This is a genomic window from Lysobacter sp. P5_B12, from assembly GCF_056400425.1.
Genome location: NZ_JBFULG010000016.1, coordinates 1 through 17406 on the forward strand (window position 1 = coordinate 1; position 17406 = coordinate 17406).

The window sequence follows — 17406 nt, forward strand, 5'->3', positions numbered from 1 at the left end:
GGGGTAGTCGGAATAGGCAGAAAGGATGTCGCGGTAAAGCTCCGAATGGACCAGAACAACTGAATCCCGAGGCCGCACCYTATCCAGGCTTAGCAGCCAGAGGTTGGCGATCTGCGCTGGCCCGAAGTCGGCCATGTCCGCCCCATTTCGGGGGGCTACTGAAATGAGCTGTGGCCGTCGAACGTCAACACGTTCGAGAGATTGACCTGCCTCCAAGGGCGATGGCGCGGAGAACGAAGCGGGTTTCACCGGAGGTAGGTCACCGTCACGCGGCGATACCTTTGCAAACTGGGGTGACGCAGGTAGCGGGAGTTGTCCGGACGGCTGCGGGTCGACGCGTCCAAGGTTCAGAATAGCGATGACGCCCACTGCTGCCGCAACCGCGACGCCCGCAACGACCAGTAAAGACAGAATAAGCGGGAAGTTGATGGCATAGCTGATTGGTCGGCCGAACCTCCTGACCTCCGCTGCCGTAGCGATTTGAATCGGATGCACCTTCGCATCTGTTTCCGCATCCTGCACTTCTGCCTCGCGCTTACGTTTCTTAAGCTCAAACAGATTATTGAGGAACGCTATGCCGCCCACGAGCACTGTCCCGAACATCGCGATCGCCGGCCAATACTCCCCAAGTAGCTTTTCGAACTCAGCCATTTCTCGGCCTCAACACTGCCTTCGAAATGGCGAACGGCGACTACGAAGATGAACGGACAAGTTGTTGTGCGTCAGAACTCGAGACGTATGCAATCTAGAAATCGGTAACTCTCCGCGCGAACCCAACAGGTTTAAAACGACCCGCAATGCACGACGTCCGCGACGCTCCCGCCCTCCACGCTTTCGTGGCGGAACTCATTCCCCTCTTTCAATGCGACCCCACCGCGCGCAATCCATTACTGGGCGTTGGGATCGACGCGAAGTTGGCGGAATACTCGCTCACGCGCGAGGACTTCTACGACACCTTCGCGTTGCACGTGGCGCGCGAATACTTGAGTGAGCGGATGGACTTCGATACCGCCGATTGCGCCATCAACATGCTCTACTTCTGGGAGAACATGGTGCTGTCGGACGCCAGCTTCGCCTTCGAGATCTTCGAGTGCTTCGACGAGGGCGAGTACTCCCACCCCGGTGACGACGCGGATGTCGTCCCGGCGCTCAAGTACACGATTCCATACTTGCGGGAGACCTTCGAGAAGTACGGAATTGAAATTCCCGCATAGACGGCATGCTGATTGGCAGCGCCGGTGGCGCAACGACCGCTGACCACAAGCAGCTACTTACTCGCCGGCGACACCTGCTCACCACGAACAGCCCCAAACTCCTCAAAGAACATCAGCCCCGACGCCGTGTACCGCCCCTCAAAAGCATCACCGACGAACTCACCGCCGTACTTGGGATAGACATCGCACATATCGGTCGAGAGCAAGACCGTCAGCAATCGCCCTTCCTGCTCGTACGCAGGTGCGCGGAGTTGCTTGGGGTCACCCTCGATCACTTCGAGTTGTCGCCAGTTGCCGGAGATGCACGGATGCGATGGCTTGTCGGTGACACGCAGGACGCTCGTGCGGACGACCTTGCCGCGCCTGTCCAGTTCGGTGAAGCGCCAGATCGTGCCAACTGCCCAGGTCGCGGGCGGGGTTTCTTTCGCGAGGCGTTCGCGGCGTAGTTGTTCTTTGCTCGGCGCGGCGGGCTTTGGAATTTTCGGGATGTCTTCCACGACGAATGGGTCTTCGTACTTCGTCGGTGGCGACGACGAGCAGGCTGCCATTGTCAGCGACAAGGCCAACAAGGCTACGCGTGTGTTCGGCATTCCGCCCCCCGACTAGAGCACCCCTCCCCAGCCCTCCCCTGCATTCGCAGGGGAGGGAGCAGAGCGCATTACATGTTGCGGCGGTATTCGCCACCCACGTCGTACAACGCGTGGCTGATCTGACCAAGGCTGTGCGTCTTGACGGCCTCCATCAACGAAGCAAACACGTTCTGCCGATCCCGCGCAGTCTTCTGCAGAAACCCCAACCCACCCTCGGCATTCCGCAGCGTCTGATAATTCGCAACATTCTCAATCTGCTGCCCCTTCTCCCCCTCCGTCGACCGAATCAACTCGATCTCCGTCACGATGTCCCCACCGTGATCCTTCGGCAGGAAGGTGTTCACGCCGATCAGCGGCAGCGAGCCATCGTGCTTCTTGTGCTCGTAGTACAGGCTCTCTTCCTGGATCTTGCCGCGCTGGTACATGGTGTCCATCGCGCCCAGTACGCCGCCGCGTTCGCTGATCGCTTCGAATTCCTTGTACACGGCTTCTTCGACGATGTCGGTCAGCTTGTCGACGATGAAGCTGCCCTGCCAGGGGTTCTCGTTGAAGTTGAGGCCCAGTTCCTTGTTGATGATCATCTGGATCGCCACGGCGCGGCGCACGCTTTCTTCGGTCGGCGTGGTGATCGCTTCGTCGTAGGCGTTGGTGTGCAGGCTGTTGCAGTTGTCGAACAACGCGTACAGGGCCTGCAGCGTGGTGCGGATGTCGTTGAACTGGATTTCCTGCGCGTGCAGTGAGCGGCCGCTGGTCTGGATGTGGTACTTCATCATCTGGCTGCGCGGGCCGGCGCCGTAGCGTTCGCGCATGGCGCGTGCCCAGATGCGGCGGGCGACGCGGCCGATCACGGTGTATTCGGGGTCCATGCCGTTGCTGAAGAAGAACGACAGGTTGGGCGCGAAGTCGTCGATCTTCATGCCACGCGCCAGGTAGTACTCGACGATGGTGAAGCCGTTGCTCAGGGTGAAGGCGAGCTGCGAGATCGGGTTCGCGCCGGCTTCGGCGATGTGGTAACCCGAGATCGACACCGAGTAGAAGTTGCGGACCTGCTTGTCGACGAAGTACTGCTGGATGTCGCCCATCATGCGCAGGGCGAACTCGGTGCTGAAGATGCAGGTGTTCTGCGCCTGGTCTTCCTTGAGGATGTCGGCCTGCACGGTGCCGCGCACGGTCTTGAGGGTGTGTTCCTTGATGCGTGCGTAGGTGTCGGCGTCGATCACCTGGTCGCCGGTGACACCCAGCAGGCCGAGGCCCAAACCATCGTTCGTCTCGGGGAGCATGCCGCTGTATTCGGGGCGCTTGCGCCCTTCGAACATTTTCTCGATGCGGTCGTGGGCTTCGTCCCAACGCGTTTGTTCTTCGCGCAGGTGCTTTTCGACTTGCTGGTCGATCGCGGTGTTCATGAACATCGCGAGGATGATCGGCGCGGGGCCGTTGATCGTCATCGAGACGCTGGTGCTCGGCGCGCACAGGTCGAAGCCGGAATACAGCTTCTTCATGTCGTCGAGCGTGGCGATGTTGACGCCGGAGTTGCCGATCTTGCCGTAGATGTCCGGGCGCACGGCGGGGTCTTCGCCGTACAGCGTGACCGAGTCGAAGGCGGTGGACAGGCGCGCGGCGGGCTGGCCGACGCTCAAATAGTGGAATCGGCGATTGGTGCGTTCGGGCGTGCCTTCGCCGGCGAACATGCGGATCGGGTCTTCGCCGGTGCGGCGATACGGATACACGCCGCCGGTGTAGGGGTAGTCGCCCGGCAGGTTTTCTTTCTGTAGGAAGGTCAGCAGCTCGCCCCAGCTCTTGTAGGTGGGCGCGGCGATCTTCGGGATCTTCTGGTGCGAGAGCGATTCGCGGTAGTTGTCGACGCGGATGGTCTTGTCGCGGACTTTGTATTCGTTGAATTCGTCGGTGATGGATTTCAGGCGTGCGGGCCAGGTGCGCAGCAGTTTCAGCGCGTCGCTGTCGAGGGCCTGGATGGCGTCCTGATAGCGCTGGCGGAGCGTGAGCATGGAGCGGTCGATCCCGGCGTCTCCCTCACCCCGGCCCTCTCCCGGAGGGAGAGGGAGAAGGGCGTCGGTCGCAAACAGGTCGAGGGCCTTCGGCAGCGCCTTGTCTTCCAATGCTTGCAGCGATTGCCAATAGGCCTGCGCGCGATCCGCGATTTCGCTTTGCGATTCGATGCGGGCGTTGATGCCCCTGCCCTGTTCGGCGATCTCGGCCAGATAGCGCACGCGGGCGCCGGGGATCAGCACGGTGGCGCGCGGTTCCTTCAGCGTGGTGTCGATAGTGGGCGTCCACTTCTCCGCCGGCAGGCCGAGCTTCTCGCGCAGCAGGCGCGTGAGGTTCGCGAACATCCAGCTGATGCCGGGGTCGTTGAACTGGCTGGCGATGGTCGGGTAGACGGGGACGTCTTCGTCTTTCGTCTGGAAGGCGACGCGGTTGCGCTTCCACTGTTTGCGCACGTCGCGAAGGGCGTCTTCGGCGCCGCGCTTGTCGAACTTGTTGAGCACGACCAGTTCGGCGTAGTCGAGCATGTCGATCTTTTCCAGCTGGCTCGGCGCGCCGAAGTCGCTGGTCATCACGTACATCGGGAAGTCGACGAGGTCGACGATCTCCGAATCGCTCTGGCCGATGCCCGCGGTTTCGACGATCACCATGTCGTAGCCGAGGGACTTGAGGAAGGCGATGCAGTCCTTCAGCACGATGTTCGTCGCCATGTGCTGGCGGCGGGTGGCCATCGAGCGCATGAAGACGCGCTTGCTGCGCAGCGAGTTCATGCGGATGCGGTCGCCGAGCAGCGCGCCACCGGTGCGGCGGCGCGTGGGGTCCACCGAGATCACGGCGATGCGCATCTCCGGGAAGGAGGCGAGGAAGCGGTTGAGCAGTTCGTCGGTCACCGAGGATTTGCCGGCGCCGCCGGTGCCGGTGATGCCGATGACCGGGGTCTTGCCGCCGGCCAGTTGCCATTGCTTGCGCAGGTGGGCGAGTTCGGTTTCGTCCAGGGCGCTCTCTTCGATCGAGCTGAGCATCGCGCCGATGGCGATTTCGTTGGTGAGGTCGACCTGGTGCGGCGTTTCAACGGGCTGGCGCGCGGAGGTCGCGCGGCGGACGACGTCTTCGATCATCGCAACGAGGCCCATGTGCATGCCGTCGTTGGGGTGGTAGATGCGTTCGACGCCGTAGTCCTGGAGCTCTTTGATTTCTTCGGGGGTGATCGTGCCGCCGCCGCCGCCGAACACGCGGATGTGGGAGGCGCCGCGTTCGCGGAGCATGTCGACCATGTATTTGAAGTATTCGACGTGGCCGCCCTGGTAGGAGCTAAGGGCGATGGCGTCGGCGTCTTCCTGCAGTGCGGCGCGGACGACGTCTTCGACGGAGCGGTTGTGGCCGAGGTGGATGACTTCGGCGCCCTGGCCCTGGATGAGGCGGCGCATGATGTTGATGGCGGCGTCGTGGCCGTCGAAGAGGCTCGCTGCGGTGACGAAGCGCAGGGGGCTGGTCTCGGTCTGGGGGGACGCGGCGACTTCGGTGGCGGGGGTGCTCATGGGCGGCGCTCAGTACGGTTTCGGCGAATTCCGCATTGTAGCTCTGGAGGCGTTAAAGGCCCTCTGGTCTTTCGGGAGGGCCCGCTCGGGGCCTATTGGCGCGCCGCCCGAACGTGTGAAGTTCCAAATTTTTTTGGGAAAAAAATTTGAAACTCCCCACGCTGGGGCATCTACCTTGCGGGTCGCTTCGATCGGGGGCTTTCGCCCGAGCGGTCATTGGGGGCTGCAAAGCGCGCTTTGCAGGGAGCCGATCGTTTTCCGGGGCGGCGGCTTTCGGTCAGGAGACCCAGTCCATTTCCCGTTTCGTGACTACCCAGCCTGAGGCGGTCTTATCGAGTTCGAAGGTCCAGCCGCCGGCGCTTTGGCCCGCCTCGTAGCCGCCCTTTGCTTTGGCGTGCGTCGGGGACACGAGGTCGATGTCGCCGACGGAGAACTGGAGGGCGGGTTCGTTTGTGTTGCGGAGTTGGAATTCGGGCATGTCGCGCGCGCCCTTGGCGATCTTGCCGTCTGCGCAGCGGTGGACGCGGGGGGCCAGGTCCTGGAAGCGGGCCATGAAGGCGTCGTTCGGTGAGCGGTCGCGGCCGAAGCAAAGGACGGCGGGTTTCTGGTTCGCCATGTCGGTGGCTTCGTTCTTGGCCAGGAGCGAGCGGAAGATCTGTTCGGCGATGTCCAGTTTGTCGTCGTGGACGGCGGCGGCGGTGCCGGTGTCGGGTGCGTCGGGTGGCGTGGCGCAGGCGGCGAGCATCGTCAGCGACAAGGCGAGTGCGGTGCGCATGGTCGTCCCCTCCCCAGGGTGCGTGGGAAGAGCGTACCTGAGGAATGGGGTTCTATGCCGCCGGGCATCCCTTCTCGAATCGGCTGCTGTGGAAGCCGTGCACCGTCGCCTGGATCCAGGTCTGCTTCGGCTGGGAGGGGGCGGTGTAGTACTCCAGCGCCATCTGCCAACCGATGGAATGCTTGGCCGCGTAATGCCGAATCTCGGCGAAGTACGCCTCGCTGTCGGTCACCCACAAGCCAACGCTTTCCGCCAACCCCTTCTCGGCATTCAAACCCCTGAACTTCTGCGAGTACACGAGCTTGGATCGAATGTCGCGCGCACGCGGAAGCGGGAAATTCAGGATGGGTTTGTCCATCGGAACAAAAAAGCGCCCGGCCTCGTTCGCGGTCTGCGACCACTCCTCGGCGCCTTCGAAAAACACCAGGAAACACTTCGTGCACACGTGCGACGCGCCCATGTCCGAGACATCGCGGTTCCGGTCTTCAAGGTCGGGAATGCTTTCGTAGACATCCGGCGAGAGACCGAGCAACGCCCCACCACACAGCGGACAACAGCTCCGCACCGCAGCGAGCGAAACCGAAGGCAGCCCGATCGACATCGCCGCGAGCCCCAACAAGAACGATCGACGCTTCATGTCCACCCCCCGTGCGACGGAGCCTAACCCAACCCCGCACGCCCCGGGCTTCGCGCCCCGCCAACGATCGGCTACCTGCAAAGCGCGCTTTGCAGCCCCCAATGACCGCTCGAGCGACAGCCCCCGATCGAAGCGACCCGCAAGGTGATGCCCCAGCGTGGGGAGTTTCAAATTTTTTTCCCAAAAAAATTTGGAACTTCACACGTTCGGGCGGCGCGCCAATGGGTTTCAGGCGGGCTCTACCCGCGTACCTCCAATGAGTCCAAATCGCGAACCCGAACCCCCTGCTCCTGGCAGTACCGAACGTACTCAGCCCGTTGCGTGCAGGCATTCGCAACGGACCGCACTTCCCCACCGGGCCCGATGAATTCGACTTCGCCGGTAACGACGACGAAAGCCACCATGTCTTCGTCGCCAACCACCTTCCACCAGTCGACGTTCCCCGCAGGCTCGTGCACATAGTCGCCGGGCCCAAGGATCTCGCCGCTGCACAATTGCCGATGCCCGGTGAGTTGGTGGACGTGCACCTCGCCTGTGTGCCGATGCAACGGCATGACCGTACCGGGCGACATCCGCAGAAGCTCCACGAACCCGCGATCACCGAGAAAGTGCAACGGCTTCGACCACTTGCCGCCTTCCTGCGCAGGCACCCACGGAAGATCCGCAGTCGCCACCGCACGCGAAGGCAGTGCCCCGCGCAACGCATCGTGCAGGAACGCGTTCATGCGGCCACCACATGGAAGAAGCGATCGAACGAGGCTTCGACGACTTCGCGGCCGTTGCCCAGGATGTTGCGGCCGCGGGAAAACCCGTAGACATCGCTGTAGTCGAAAGGCGCGAGCAACGAACGCATGCGATGCACCGCCGAGGGCTTCATCGGCGTGAAGTTCGGCACGCTGTGCATGAAGCTGACCTGCTTGCGATCCTGCGTGACATGCGGCGAATCGCCGGGGAACAAGGTTTCGCCGCGCGGCCCGCGTTTCCAGTGCAGCGCGGTGCTGCCCGGGAAATGCGCACCGACGTTGATCAGCGTGACGTCATCGGAAAGCGCGAGCGTGTCGCCTTTCCAGAACTGGATCGCCTTCGAGGGACGACGCACCCATTCGCGATCATTCGCGTGCAGCAGAATCCCGACGCCGCCCAACGCCTCACTCCATTCGACCATCGATGAATAGAAGTGCGGATGCGAGATGACGATGCAGTCCACGCCGCCGGCATCCTGCAATGCGCGCACGGCTTCATCGGTGACCATGCCCAGCGATTCCCACAGGATGTTGCCGCCGTCGGTGCGCAGGTGCAGCACGCGTTGCGGGATGGCGTAGCCAGGCATGTCGATGCCGAGCAGGCCGGCGTCGTCGGCGATGCGCAGGGTGCGCTCGCGTTGCAGCGCGTCGTGGGTGGTCCAGTGCTGGCCGTCCCAATCGACGTACTGGCGGTCGTCTTCGCACACGGGGCAATGCGTCGGCGGCGTGTCGCTCGGTGCGTACTGCGTGGCGCAGGTGGTGCAGATCCAGGCGGTGCTCATGCGAGGGCCTCGTCGTCGAGCGCGAACTTGGGGTGGGCGTAGACGTCGACGTAGTCGACGAAGGCACGTTGCGTCGCGGGGCGCGCGCCGATGGCTTCGAACCAGCGTTTGAGGTTCGGGAAGTCGTCGAGGTTCTGGCCGTGGCCGTAGTGCGAAACGATCCACGGGTAGCAGGCGATGTCGGCGATGGAATACGCACCGACGATGAATTCGCGATCTTCGAGGCGACGGTCGAGCACGCCGTAGAGGCGATGGGTTTCCTTCGTATAGCGCTCCATCGCGTACGCATCGCGATGTTGTGCATGCGTGCGGAACCAACCGGATTGACCGGCCATCGGGCCCAGGCCCGCGACTTGCCACACCAACCACTGCTTGGTTTCGATGCGCGTACGCGGGTCGCGTGCGAGCAGTTGGCCRGTCTTGTCGGCGAGGTATTCCAGGATCACCGCCGATTCGAAGATCGGCAGCGGTGCGCCGCCGTCGGCGGGGGCGTGGTCGACGATCGCGGGGATCTTGTTGTTGGGGGAGATGGCGAGGAACGCGGGCTTGTGTTGCTCGCCGCGCGAGAGGCGCACGAGGTGCCAGCGGTGCGCGGGCAGCGGGCCGCCAAGCTCGGCGAGTTCTTCCATGAAAAGCGGCAGCTTCATGCCGTTCGGCGACTTGGCGTAATACAGGTCGAGCATCGGGTCCTCCGATGGGTGGGTGTCCACGGGCGTTAGGGTCGCGCTAATCTGGCCCACCGTTCAGGCCAGTTCCGGGAGATGCCATGGAACCAGTTTTGCCCTTCGCCCCCGATTTGACGGGGTCAGCGGGTCATCTGGCCGGTTCGCTGCACCAGCAGCTGCGGGCGGCGATCCTCGACGGGCGCTTGGCGGCGGGGGCTTCCCTCCCCTCCACGCGCACCCTGGCGACGGAGCTGGGCATCGCGCGGAACACGGTGGTCGGTGCGTATGACCTGCTCGTTGCAGAGGGCTACGTCCTGCCGCGGCCCGGCGCGAAGGCGATCGTCGCCGACGTGCGCGGACGTGCGATGCGCAAACCCGATGCGGCGTTGCCGGTGGAAGATGCGCGGCTCGCGCCGTTCTGGCGCACGCCCTTCATGCCGTCGCTGCCGGTGCGCGAGTTGCYGGAGTGCAGTTTCCGCCTGGGTGTCGGCGACCATCGGTATTTCCCGCACGCGTTGTGGCGGCGGTTGACGGCGCAGGCGTTGCAGGCGTTTTCGAAGCAACCGTTTCGTTATGCGCCGTCCGAAGGCCTGCTGCCCTTGCGTTCGGCGATCGCGCAGCACGTGGCGTTCGCGCGTGCGGTGGCGTGCACGGCCGACGATGTGATCGTGACCTCGGGCGCGCAACAAGCCTTCGATCTGTTGGCGCGCTTGCTGGTCACGCCGGGGAAGACGCGCGTGGCCGTCGAGAATCCGGGGTATCCCTCTTTACGTGCGGCGTTTGCGGCGGTCGGCGCGGAATTGGTGCCGATGCGTGTCGACGATGAGGGGCTGTGCGTCGAATGCCTGGGCGAGAACGACGTCGACATCGTGATGGTCACGCCCTCGCATCAATCGCCGACGGGCGCGGCGCTGTCCTTGCGGCGGCGGATGGCGTTGCTCGATTACGCGCGGTCACGCAATGCAGTGATCATCGAAGACGACTACGACGGCGAGTTCCGCTTCGGTGGTCGACCGCTGGATGCGTTGCAAACGCTGGATCGCGACGGAATCGTGTTCTACGTCGGCACGTTTTCGAAGAGTCTGTTCCCGGCCTTGCGCAAGGGCTTCATCGTCGCGCCGCCGTGGGCGCGCGGGCCGTTGGCGCAGGTGAAGACCTGCGTGGATTCGCACAGCGACGCGATCACGCAAACGGTGCTGGCGCAGTTCATTCGCGACGGGCACATGGCGCGGCACGTGCGGAAAATGCGCGGGATTTACGCGGAGCGGCGCGCGGCCTTGTTCGCGGGGCTGGAGTCGCTGGACAAGTGGCTCGATCCGATCCCGTCGGAAGCGGGCATGCATACGGCGGCGCGGCTGCGGGATCCGGACAACGCGCATCGTTTCTTCCAATTGATGCGCGAGCATGCGCCGGGCGCGCAGTCGATTGCCGAGTACGCGATGGCGCCCCTGGCGGCGCCGGCGGTGGTCTTCGGTTACGGGGTGATCGATGCCGATGAGATCACGGCGCGCCTGGCGGCCTTGAAAGCTGGGCTGTTGCGCTAGCCCGCCCGGCGGCCCGTACGGCGTCGTACGTGCCGGCCCCGCACACAACCGATCCGGGCGATTGGAGTAGACTGCGCCGCCTGCGGAGGGCGCCACGCCGCGCCCTTCGACCGCAGCGGCCAACATACTCAACGACTTACCTCGACTTGTCGACGCTCCCGGGATGCGCAACGCGCGCATCGAAGGCGCGCCCGACCGGAGCTCCCGATGATTTTCGAAACGCTCGATACCTACGGCCACGAACAGGTCGTGTTCTGCCACAACAAGGATGCGGGCCTGAAGGCCATCATCGCGATCCACAACACCGTGCTCGGCCCCGCGCTGGGCGGCACGCGCATGTGGCCGTACAAGACCGAGGCCGACGCGCTCAACGACGTGCTGCGGCTCTCGCGCGGCATGACGTACAAGAACGCGGTGGCGGGCCTGAACATCGGCGGCGGCAAGGCCGTCATCATCGGCGACCCGGCGAAGGACAAGTCCGAAGCGCTGTTCCGTGCGTTCGGCCAGTTCGTCGAATCGCTCGGCGGCCGTTACATCACGGCCGAAGACGTCGGCATCGACGTCAACGACATGGAATACGTCTACCGCGAGACCGAGTACGTCACCGGCGTGCACCAGGTGCACGGTGGTTCGGGCGATCCCTCGCCGTTCACCGCCTACGGCACGCTGCAGGGCCTGATGGCCACGCTCAACAAGAAGTACGGCGACGAGGAAGTCGGCAAGTATTCCTACGCCGTGCAGGGCCTCGGCCACGTGGGCATGGAGTTCGTGAAGCTGCTCAAGGAGCGCGGCGCGAAGATCTTCGTCACCGACATCAACAAGGCGCTGGTCGACAAGGCCGTCAGCGAATACGGCGCCGAAGCCGTGGGCCTGGACGAGATCTACGACGTGCCGGCCGATGTCTACTCGCCGTGCGCGCTGGGCGCGACGGTCAACGAGCAGACCCTGCCCCGCCTGAAGGCCAAGGTCATCTGCGGTGCGGCGAACAACCAGTTGGCGAACACGCAGATCGGCGACGAAGTCGAAAAGCGCGGCATCGTCTACGCGCCCGACTACGCGGTCAACGCCGGCGGCGTGATGAACGTGTCGCTCGAGATCGACGGTTACAACCGCGAACGCGCGATGCGCATGATGCGCACGATCTACCACAACCTCGCGCGCATCTATGAAATCAGCGACCGCGACGGCATCCCGACCTACAAGGCCGCCGACCGCCTCGCCGAAGAGCGCATCAGCGCGATCGGCAAGCTCAAGCTGCCGCTGGGCCGTGCGCAGCCGCGCTTCCAGGGTCGAATCCGCGGCCACTAAGTTGTAGATTCCAGAACGGGGCTTCGGCCCCGTTCTGCTTTTCCGAAACAAGAATTCCGGAGTCGTGGTGATGCGCGTTTTTTCGTTGGGTGAAGACATCGATGCACTGCGCGATACGGTCCGCCGTTTCGCGGACGCCGAAATCGCGCCGCGCGCGGCGAAGATCGACGAAGAGAATGTCTTCCCGCAGGACCTGTGGCCCAAGCTCGGCCAGATGGGCCTGCTCGGCCTGACGGTGCCGGGCGAACTCGGCGGCAGCGACATGGGCTTCCTGGCGCACCTGGTCGCGATGGAAGAGATCTCGCGCGCGTCGGGTTCGATCGGCCTTTCGTATGGCGCGCATTCCAACCTCTGCGTGAGCAACCTCTACGCCAACGGCACGCAGGCGCAGCGCGAGAAGTACCTGCCCAAGCTGTGCAGCGGACAGTTCAAGGGCGCGCTTGCGATGAGCGAGCCGGGCGCCGGTTCCGACGTCGTCGGTTCGATGCAGTGCAGGGCCGAGCTGCGCGGCGATGTGTGGGTCGCCAACGGCAACAAGATGTGGATCACCAACGGCCCCGAAGCCGACGTGTTGATCGTCTACATGCGCACCGCCGGCAAGGAAAGCGGCAGCGCGTGCATGACGGCGTTCCTCGTCGAGAAGGGCATGAAGGGGTTCAGCACGGCGCAGAAGCTCGACAAGCTGGGCATGCGCGGTTCGAACACCTGCGAGTTGGTGTTCCAGAATTGCGAGATCCCGAAGGAAAACGTCCTCGGCGAAGTGCACAAGGGCGTCAAGGTGTTGATGTCGGGCTTGAACACCGAGCGCCTGGTGCTCACCGGTGGTCCGATCGGTTTGATGCAGGCCGCGATGGACATCGCCCTGCCCTACGTGCGCGAGCGCAAGCAGTTCGGCGAGGCCATCGGCACGTTCGGGATCATGCAGGCCAAGATCGCCGACATGTACACCGCGATGCAGTCTTCGCGCGCGTTCGCCTACCAGGTCGGGCGCGATTTCGACGCGGGGCACAAGTCGCGCATCGATTCGGCCGCGTGCCTGTTGCATGCCACCGACGCCGCGGTGCAGGTCGCCCTGGAGGCCATCCAGGCCCTGGGCGGCAACGGCTACATCAACGAATACGCGACCGGCCGGATCCTGCGCGACGCCAAGCTGTATGCGATCGGCGCGGGCACCAACGAGATCCGCCGGATGCTGATCGGGCGGGAGTTGTTCGACGGCAAGTCGTAAGCCCTTGATTCCCGCGGMAAACCCATGAGGTTTGCCGCACCGCAACAAACGGACCTAGAATCGGGATCGTGCCGGCTCCATCTTGCCGGCCTGACCTCCACGAGACCCGACTCCATGTCCGACATCGTCATCGTCGGTGCCAAGCGCACCGCCATCGGCGCCCTTCTGGGCCAGTTCACCGGTGTTCCCACCACGACCCTCGGCACCGCCGCCATCGCGGGCGCGCTCGACCATGCGGGCGTGGCTCCCGACCAGGTCGACGACGTCATCATGGGCTGCGTGCTCCCCGCCGGCCTCGGCCAGGCGCCGGCCCGCCAGGCCGCCATCGGCGCGAAGATCCCCACCTCCGCCGGCGCCATGACCATCAACAAGGTCTGCGGCTCGGGCATGAAGGCGGTGATGCTGGGCCACGACCTGATCAAGGCCGGTTCGGCGAAGGTCGTCGTCGCCGGCGGCATGGAGTCGATGACCAACGCGCCGCACCTGCTCAACGGTTCGCGCACGGGCACCAAGTTCGGTGCGGTCACGATGCTCGACCACATGCAGACCGACGGCCTCGTCAATCCGTACGACGGCCAGGCGATGGGCGTGTTCGGCGAAGCGTGCGTGGGCAAGTACGACTTCACGCGCGAAGAACAGGATGCCTACTCGGCCGAAAGCGTGCGTCGTGCGCAGGGCGCCGTGCAGTCGGGTGCGTTCAAGAATGAAATCGTCCCCGTCGTCGTCTCCGGTCGCAAGGGCGATGTCACGATCGACACCGACGAACAGCCGGGCAAGTGCGACATCACGAAAATCCCCACGCTTAAACCTGCGTTCAAGAAAGACGGCACGATCACCGCCGCAAGCTCCTCCTCCATCAACGACGGCGCCGCCGCGACGGTGCTGATGTCTTCTGAAGAAGCCGTTAAACGGGGCCTCACGCCGCTCGCACGCATCGTCGCGCACGCTACGCATTCGCAAGCGCCGGAGTGGTTCACCACCGCGCCGGTGACTGCGATCGCGAACGTGCTTGGGAAAGCGGGCTGGAAGGCCGAGGAGGTGGACCTGTTCGAAGTCAACGAAGCGTTCGCGTGCGTGGCGATGGCGCCGATGCGCGAGCTCGGCATCCCGCACGAAAAAATGAACGTCAACGGCGGCGCGGTTGCGCTCGGTCATCCGATCGGGTCCACCGGCGCCCGCTTGATCGTCACGCTGTTGCATGCGTTGAAAGCGCGCGGCGGCAAGCGTGGCGTGGCCGCGCTGTGCATCGGTGGCGGCGAAGCGACTGCCATCGCCGTCGAGCTTGCGTGAAGAGCGTAACGACGAAGCTGAAAGGTTCCGGCCAAGACACTTGACACGCGACAACCGCCGGTTGAGATTGATATTGGCGCGCAGAAGCGCGTTGCCATCCTAACGACGAGGAAGAACGACATGTCCATCAATAAGGCTTTGCTTGCCATGGCTATGGGCCTTGCCCTGGCCGCGTGCACGAACTCCCAGCAGGCTGCCGATTCGGCCGCCGAAGCGCAGAAGGCTTCGGGTGAAGCCCAGCAGGCTGCCGACAACGCCGCCGCCACGGGCGACGCCGCTGCCGCCGACTCCGCGCAGGCCGCTGCCGACACGGCCGCTGCCGCCGCCGACGCCGCTGCCACCCAGGCCGACGCTGCTGCCGCCAACCCGACGGCCACGGGCGCCGACGACGCCGCCGACGCCGCCGAGAATTCGGCCGACGCCGCCGCGCAGGCGCAGGACTCGGCTGAAGAAGCCGCGGCCGCTGCCGATGCGAAGACCAACAACGACGCCAAGACCCCGGCCAAGAAGTAATCGGGCGACACGTCGTAGACCGCATTCACGCAGGCCTTCACGGGGCTGAATTGTGGTTACAATAAGAAGGCCGCCGGTTCGCTGGCGGCCTTTTCTTTATCGAACACGCAGTCGTAGTCAGTGAACGAATGAAGCCGGCCGAAACGCGACCGGACTGCCGCGCGCACTGGCGTTGCCTGACCCGTTAGCATCCTTCAGACAACTCCTCCAGGAGAGATTCCATGAACACGAAGCTCGTTGTCCTCCTCGCCGCCGGCGTCCTCGCTCTCGCCGCCTGCAAGAACGACACCCCGACCGCCCAGGCCGAAGCCGCCCAGGCCGCCGACGCCACCGCCGCTGCCGGCGACCAGGCCGCCCAGGCTGCCGACGCCGCCGGTACCGCCGCCGCTGAAGGCGTCGACGCCGCTGCCGCCGCCACCGGTGAAGCCGCTGCCGAAACCGGCGCCGCCGTGACCGACGCCACCGACGCCGCCGCTGCCGCTGCCAGCAACGCCGCCGCCGCGACCGCCGAAACCGCCAAGGACGTCGCCGGTTCGGCCGAAGCCGCCGCGACCGAAGCCAAGACGGAAGCCAAGGAAGAAGCGAAGAAGTAATTCTTCGGTTTTCCAGCAAGTCAGAGAAACCCGCCGGAAGGCGGGTTTCTTTTTGGCCGCAGCAAAGTCACGGCCGGTTATCCTTCGAACCAATCACCGCAAGCGACGCACCATGCCCGCACTCGCCTCCAGCCTCGATCCCCGTTCGCAGGACTTCCAGGACAACGTGGCCTTCCACCGCGCCCTGGTGGACGAACTCGATGCCCGCCTGCAGCGCGCGGCCGAAGGCGGCGGCCCCAAGGCCCGCGACAAGCACACCGAGCGCGGCAAGCTGCTGGTGCGCGATCGCATCACCGCCCTGCTCGACCCCGGTTCACCCTTCCTCGAGATCGCGCCGCTCGCCGCCGAAGGCATGTACGACGGCGCCGCGCCCGCGGCGGGCATCGTCGCCGGCATCGGCCGCGTGCACGGGCAGGAAGTGGTGATCGTCGCCAACGACGCGACGGTCAAGGGCGGCACCTACTTCCCGATGACGGTGAAGAAGCATTTGCGCGCGCAGGAAGTCGCACGCGAGAACCACCTGCCCTGCGTGTACCTCGTCGACTCCGGCGGCGCGTTCCTGCCCTTACAGGACGAGGTCTTCCCGGACAAGGAACACTTCGGCCGCATCTTCTACAACCAGGCGCGCCTGAGCGCGGAGAACATCCCGCAGATCGCCGTCGTCATGGGTTCATGCACCGCCGGCGGCGCGTACGTTCCGGCGATGTGCGACGAATCGATCATCGTGCGCGAGCAAGGCACGATCTTCCTCGGCGGCCCGCCGCTGGTGAAAGCCGCGACCGGTGAAGTCGTCGATGCCGAATCGCTCGGCGGCGCGGACGTGCATACCTCGGTGTCCGGCGTGGCCGATCACTTCGCCGAAGACGATCGCGATGCCTTGCAGATCGCGCGCAACCTCGTCGCGCACCTCAACCGCAGCAAGACGGTGCCGGTGACGACGCAGCCGGCGCGCGAACCGCTGTTCGCGGCCGAAGAGTTGTACGGAATCGTGCCGAAGGACACGCGCCGCCCCTTCGACATCCGCGAGGTGATCGCGCGCATCGTCGACGGCAGTCAGTTCCAGGAGTTCAAGGCGCGCTACGGCAAGACGTTGGTGTGCGGTTTCGCGCACATCCATGGCTATCCGGTCGGCATCATCGCCAACAACGGCATCCTGTTTTCGGAAAGCGCGCTCAAGGGCGCGCACTTCATCGAGCTGTGCAACCAGCGCGACATCCCGCTGGTGTTCCTGCAGAACATCACCGGCTTCATGGTGGGCCGCAAGTACGAGAACGCGGGCATCGCGAAGGACGGCGCGAAGATGGTGACGGCGGTGGCGTGCTCGCACGTGCCGAAGTTCACCGTCGTCATCGGCGGCAGCTTCGGCGCGGGCAACTACGCGATGTGCGGCCGCGCCTACGGCGGTCGCTTCCTGTGGATGTGGCCGAACGCGCGCATCAGCGTGATGGGCGGCGAGCAGGCGGCCTCGGTGCTGTCGACGGTAAAGCGCGATGGCATCGAAGCCTCGGGCAAGTCGTGGTCGGCCGACGAGGAAGAAGCGTTCAAGGCGCCGATCCGCGACCAGTACGAATCGCAGGGCAATCCGTATTACGCCAGTGCGCGCCTGTGGGACGACGGCATCATCGATCCGGCCGATACGCGCCGCGTGCTCGGCCTCGGGCTTGCTGCGGCGCTCAATGCGCCGATACAGAAGGGCCGTTTCGGCATTTTCCGAATGTGATCGATGCACCGATGAATGCGGCAAACCGTGAAATCAAGCTGTCCGCCGCCTGAAGCAAATGCCCTTCGAGGCAGCGTCAAAAGCGCGTGACGGGTGCTAGCCTCGGTTTCCCCAATGCAGCAGGATTTCTCGACCATGGCCCTTTGGAAAGATCAGGCTCCCGCCAAGCCCGCCACCGGCAACCCGCCGCCGTCGTCGTCGGAGCCGGCGCGCTTCCAGCCCGAAGTCGCATCCCCGCCGACGCCCGCCGCCGCGCCTGCGC

At 64.6% G+C, this 17406-nt stretch carries 16 protein-coding genes; 8 read left to right on the forward strand and 8 right to left on the reverse strand.

The features are described from left to right. Positions 1 to 651, reverse strand: a 651-nt coding sequence (locus AC1DOM_RS16545; protein WP_498965289.1) for a hypothetical protein, incomplete at its 3' end; no start/stop codon positions are given. Positions 652 to 797: 146 nt separating this feature from the next. Here AC1DOM_RS16545 and AC1DOM_RS16550 point away from each other — a divergent pair. Next, positions 798 to 1214 carry a hypothetical protein gene (locus AC1DOM_RS16550; RefSeq protein ID WP_498965291.1) on the forward strand — a complete coding sequence of 139 codons (417 nt, stop codon included), beginning with the start codon at positions 798 to 800 and terminating at the stop codon, positions 1212 to 1214. A 53-nt stretch (positions 1215 to 1267) separates the two neighbouring features. On the opposite strand, the gene AC1DOM_RS16555 is transcribed toward AC1DOM_RS16550, so the two are convergent. The 7 genes from AC1DOM_RS16555 to AC1DOM_RS16585 form a co-directional block, all read right to left on the reverse strand. Beyond that, positions 1268 to 1711 (reverse strand): hypothetical protein, encoded by a 444-nt coding sequence (locus AC1DOM_RS16555; protein ID WP_498965293.1) that lies wholly within the window; start codon positions 1709 to 1711, stop codon positions 1268 to 1270. 161 nt (positions 1712 to 1872) lie between these two features. Further along, the gene (locus AC1DOM_RS16560) at positions 1873 to 5346 is read right to left on the reverse strand and encodes a methylmalonyl-CoA mutase family protein (protein ID WP_498965295.1); all 3474 of its coding nucleotides are present in this window, start codon (positions 5344 to 5346) and stop codon (positions 1873 to 1875) included. A 277-nt stretch (positions 5347 to 5623) separates the two neighbouring features. Then, positions 5624 to 6121, reverse strand: a complete 498-nt coding sequence (locus tag AC1DOM_RS16565) for a hypothetical protein (RefSeq protein ID WP_498965297.1) — start codon at positions 6119 to 6121, stop codon at positions 5624 to 5626. A 52-nt stretch (positions 6122 to 6173) separates the two neighbouring features. Next, a complete protein-coding gene (locus tag AC1DOM_RS16570) occupies positions 6174 to 6758 on the reverse strand; it encodes a hypothetical protein (RefSeq protein ID WP_498965299.1) in 585 nt (194 codons plus the stop codon). A gap of 239 nt (positions 6759 to 6997) precedes the next feature. Beyond that, positions 6998 to 7483 (reverse strand): cupin domain-containing protein, encoded by a 486-nt coding sequence (locus AC1DOM_RS16575; protein ID WP_498965301.1) that lies wholly within the window; start codon positions 7481 to 7483, stop codon positions 6998 to 7000. Continuing rightward, positions 7480 to 8283, reverse strand: coding sequence for an MBL fold metallo-hydrolase (locus AC1DOM_RS16580; RefSeq protein ID WP_498965303.1), 804 nt, complete (start codon positions 8281 to 8283; stop codon positions 7480 to 7482). Before AC1DOM_RS16580 ends, AC1DOM_RS16575 begins: the two co-directional genes overlap by 4 nt. After that, a complete protein-coding gene (locus AC1DOM_RS16585) occupies positions 8280 to 8993 on the reverse strand; it encodes a glutathione binding-like protein (RefSeq protein WP_498965305.1) in 714 nt (237 codons plus the stop codon). Before AC1DOM_RS16585 ends, AC1DOM_RS16580 begins: the two co-directional genes overlap by 4 nt. A 56-nt stretch (positions 8994 to 9049) precedes the next feature. Between AC1DOM_RS16585 and pdxR the strand changes: the two genes are divergently transcribed. The 7 genes from pdxR (at position 9050) to AC1DOM_RS16620 (ending at position 17144) form a co-directional block, all read left to right on the forward strand. Beyond that, positions 9050 to 10492: a MocR-like pyridoxine biosynthesis transcription factor PdxR gene (gene pdxR / locus AC1DOM_RS16590; RefSeq protein WP_498965307.1), complete on the forward strand. Its 1443-nt coding sequence runs from the start codon at positions 9050 to 9052 to the stop codon at positions 10490 to 10492. A 207-nt stretch (positions 10493 to 10699) separates the two neighbouring features. Next, positions 10700 to 11800 (forward strand): Glu/Leu/Phe/Val dehydrogenase dimerization domain-containing protein, encoded by a 1101-nt coding sequence (locus AC1DOM_RS16595; protein WP_498965309.1) that lies wholly within the window; start codon positions 10700 to 10702, stop codon positions 11798 to 11800. 70 nt (positions 11801 to 11870) lie between these two features. Continuing rightward, positions 11871 to 13028 carry an acyl-CoA dehydrogenase family protein gene (locus tag AC1DOM_RS16600; RefSeq protein ID WP_498965311.1) on the forward strand — a complete coding sequence of 386 codons (1158 nt, stop codon included), beginning with the start codon at positions 11871 to 11873 and terminating at the stop codon, positions 13026 to 13028. A 114-nt stretch (positions 13029 to 13142) separates the two neighbouring features. Then, the gene (locus AC1DOM_RS16605) at positions 13143 to 14318 is read left to right on the forward strand and encodes a thiolase family protein (RefSeq protein ID WP_498965313.1); all 1176 of its coding nucleotides are present in this window, start codon (positions 13143 to 13145) and stop codon (positions 14316 to 14318) included. Between the two features lie 120 nt (positions 14319 to 14438). Next, the gene (locus tag AC1DOM_RS16610) at positions 14439 to 14831 is read left to right on the forward strand and encodes a hypothetical protein (RefSeq protein WP_498965315.1); all 393 of its coding nucleotides are present in this window, start codon (positions 14439 to 14441) and stop codon (positions 14829 to 14831) included. A 221-nt stretch (positions 14832 to 15052) separates the two neighbouring features. Continuing rightward, positions 15053 to 15424, forward strand: coding sequence for a hypothetical protein (locus AC1DOM_RS16615; protein WP_498965317.1), 372 nt, complete (start codon positions 15053 to 15055; stop codon positions 15422 to 15424). 112 nt (positions 15425 to 15536) lie between these two features. Next, the gene (locus tag AC1DOM_RS16620; RefSeq protein WP_498965319.1) at positions 15537 to 17144 is read left to right on the forward strand and encodes a carboxyl transferase domain-containing protein; all 1608 of its coding nucleotides are present in this window, start codon (positions 15537 to 15539) and stop codon (positions 17142 to 17144) included. The last annotated feature ends 262 nt before the right edge of the window (positions 17145 to 17406 follow it).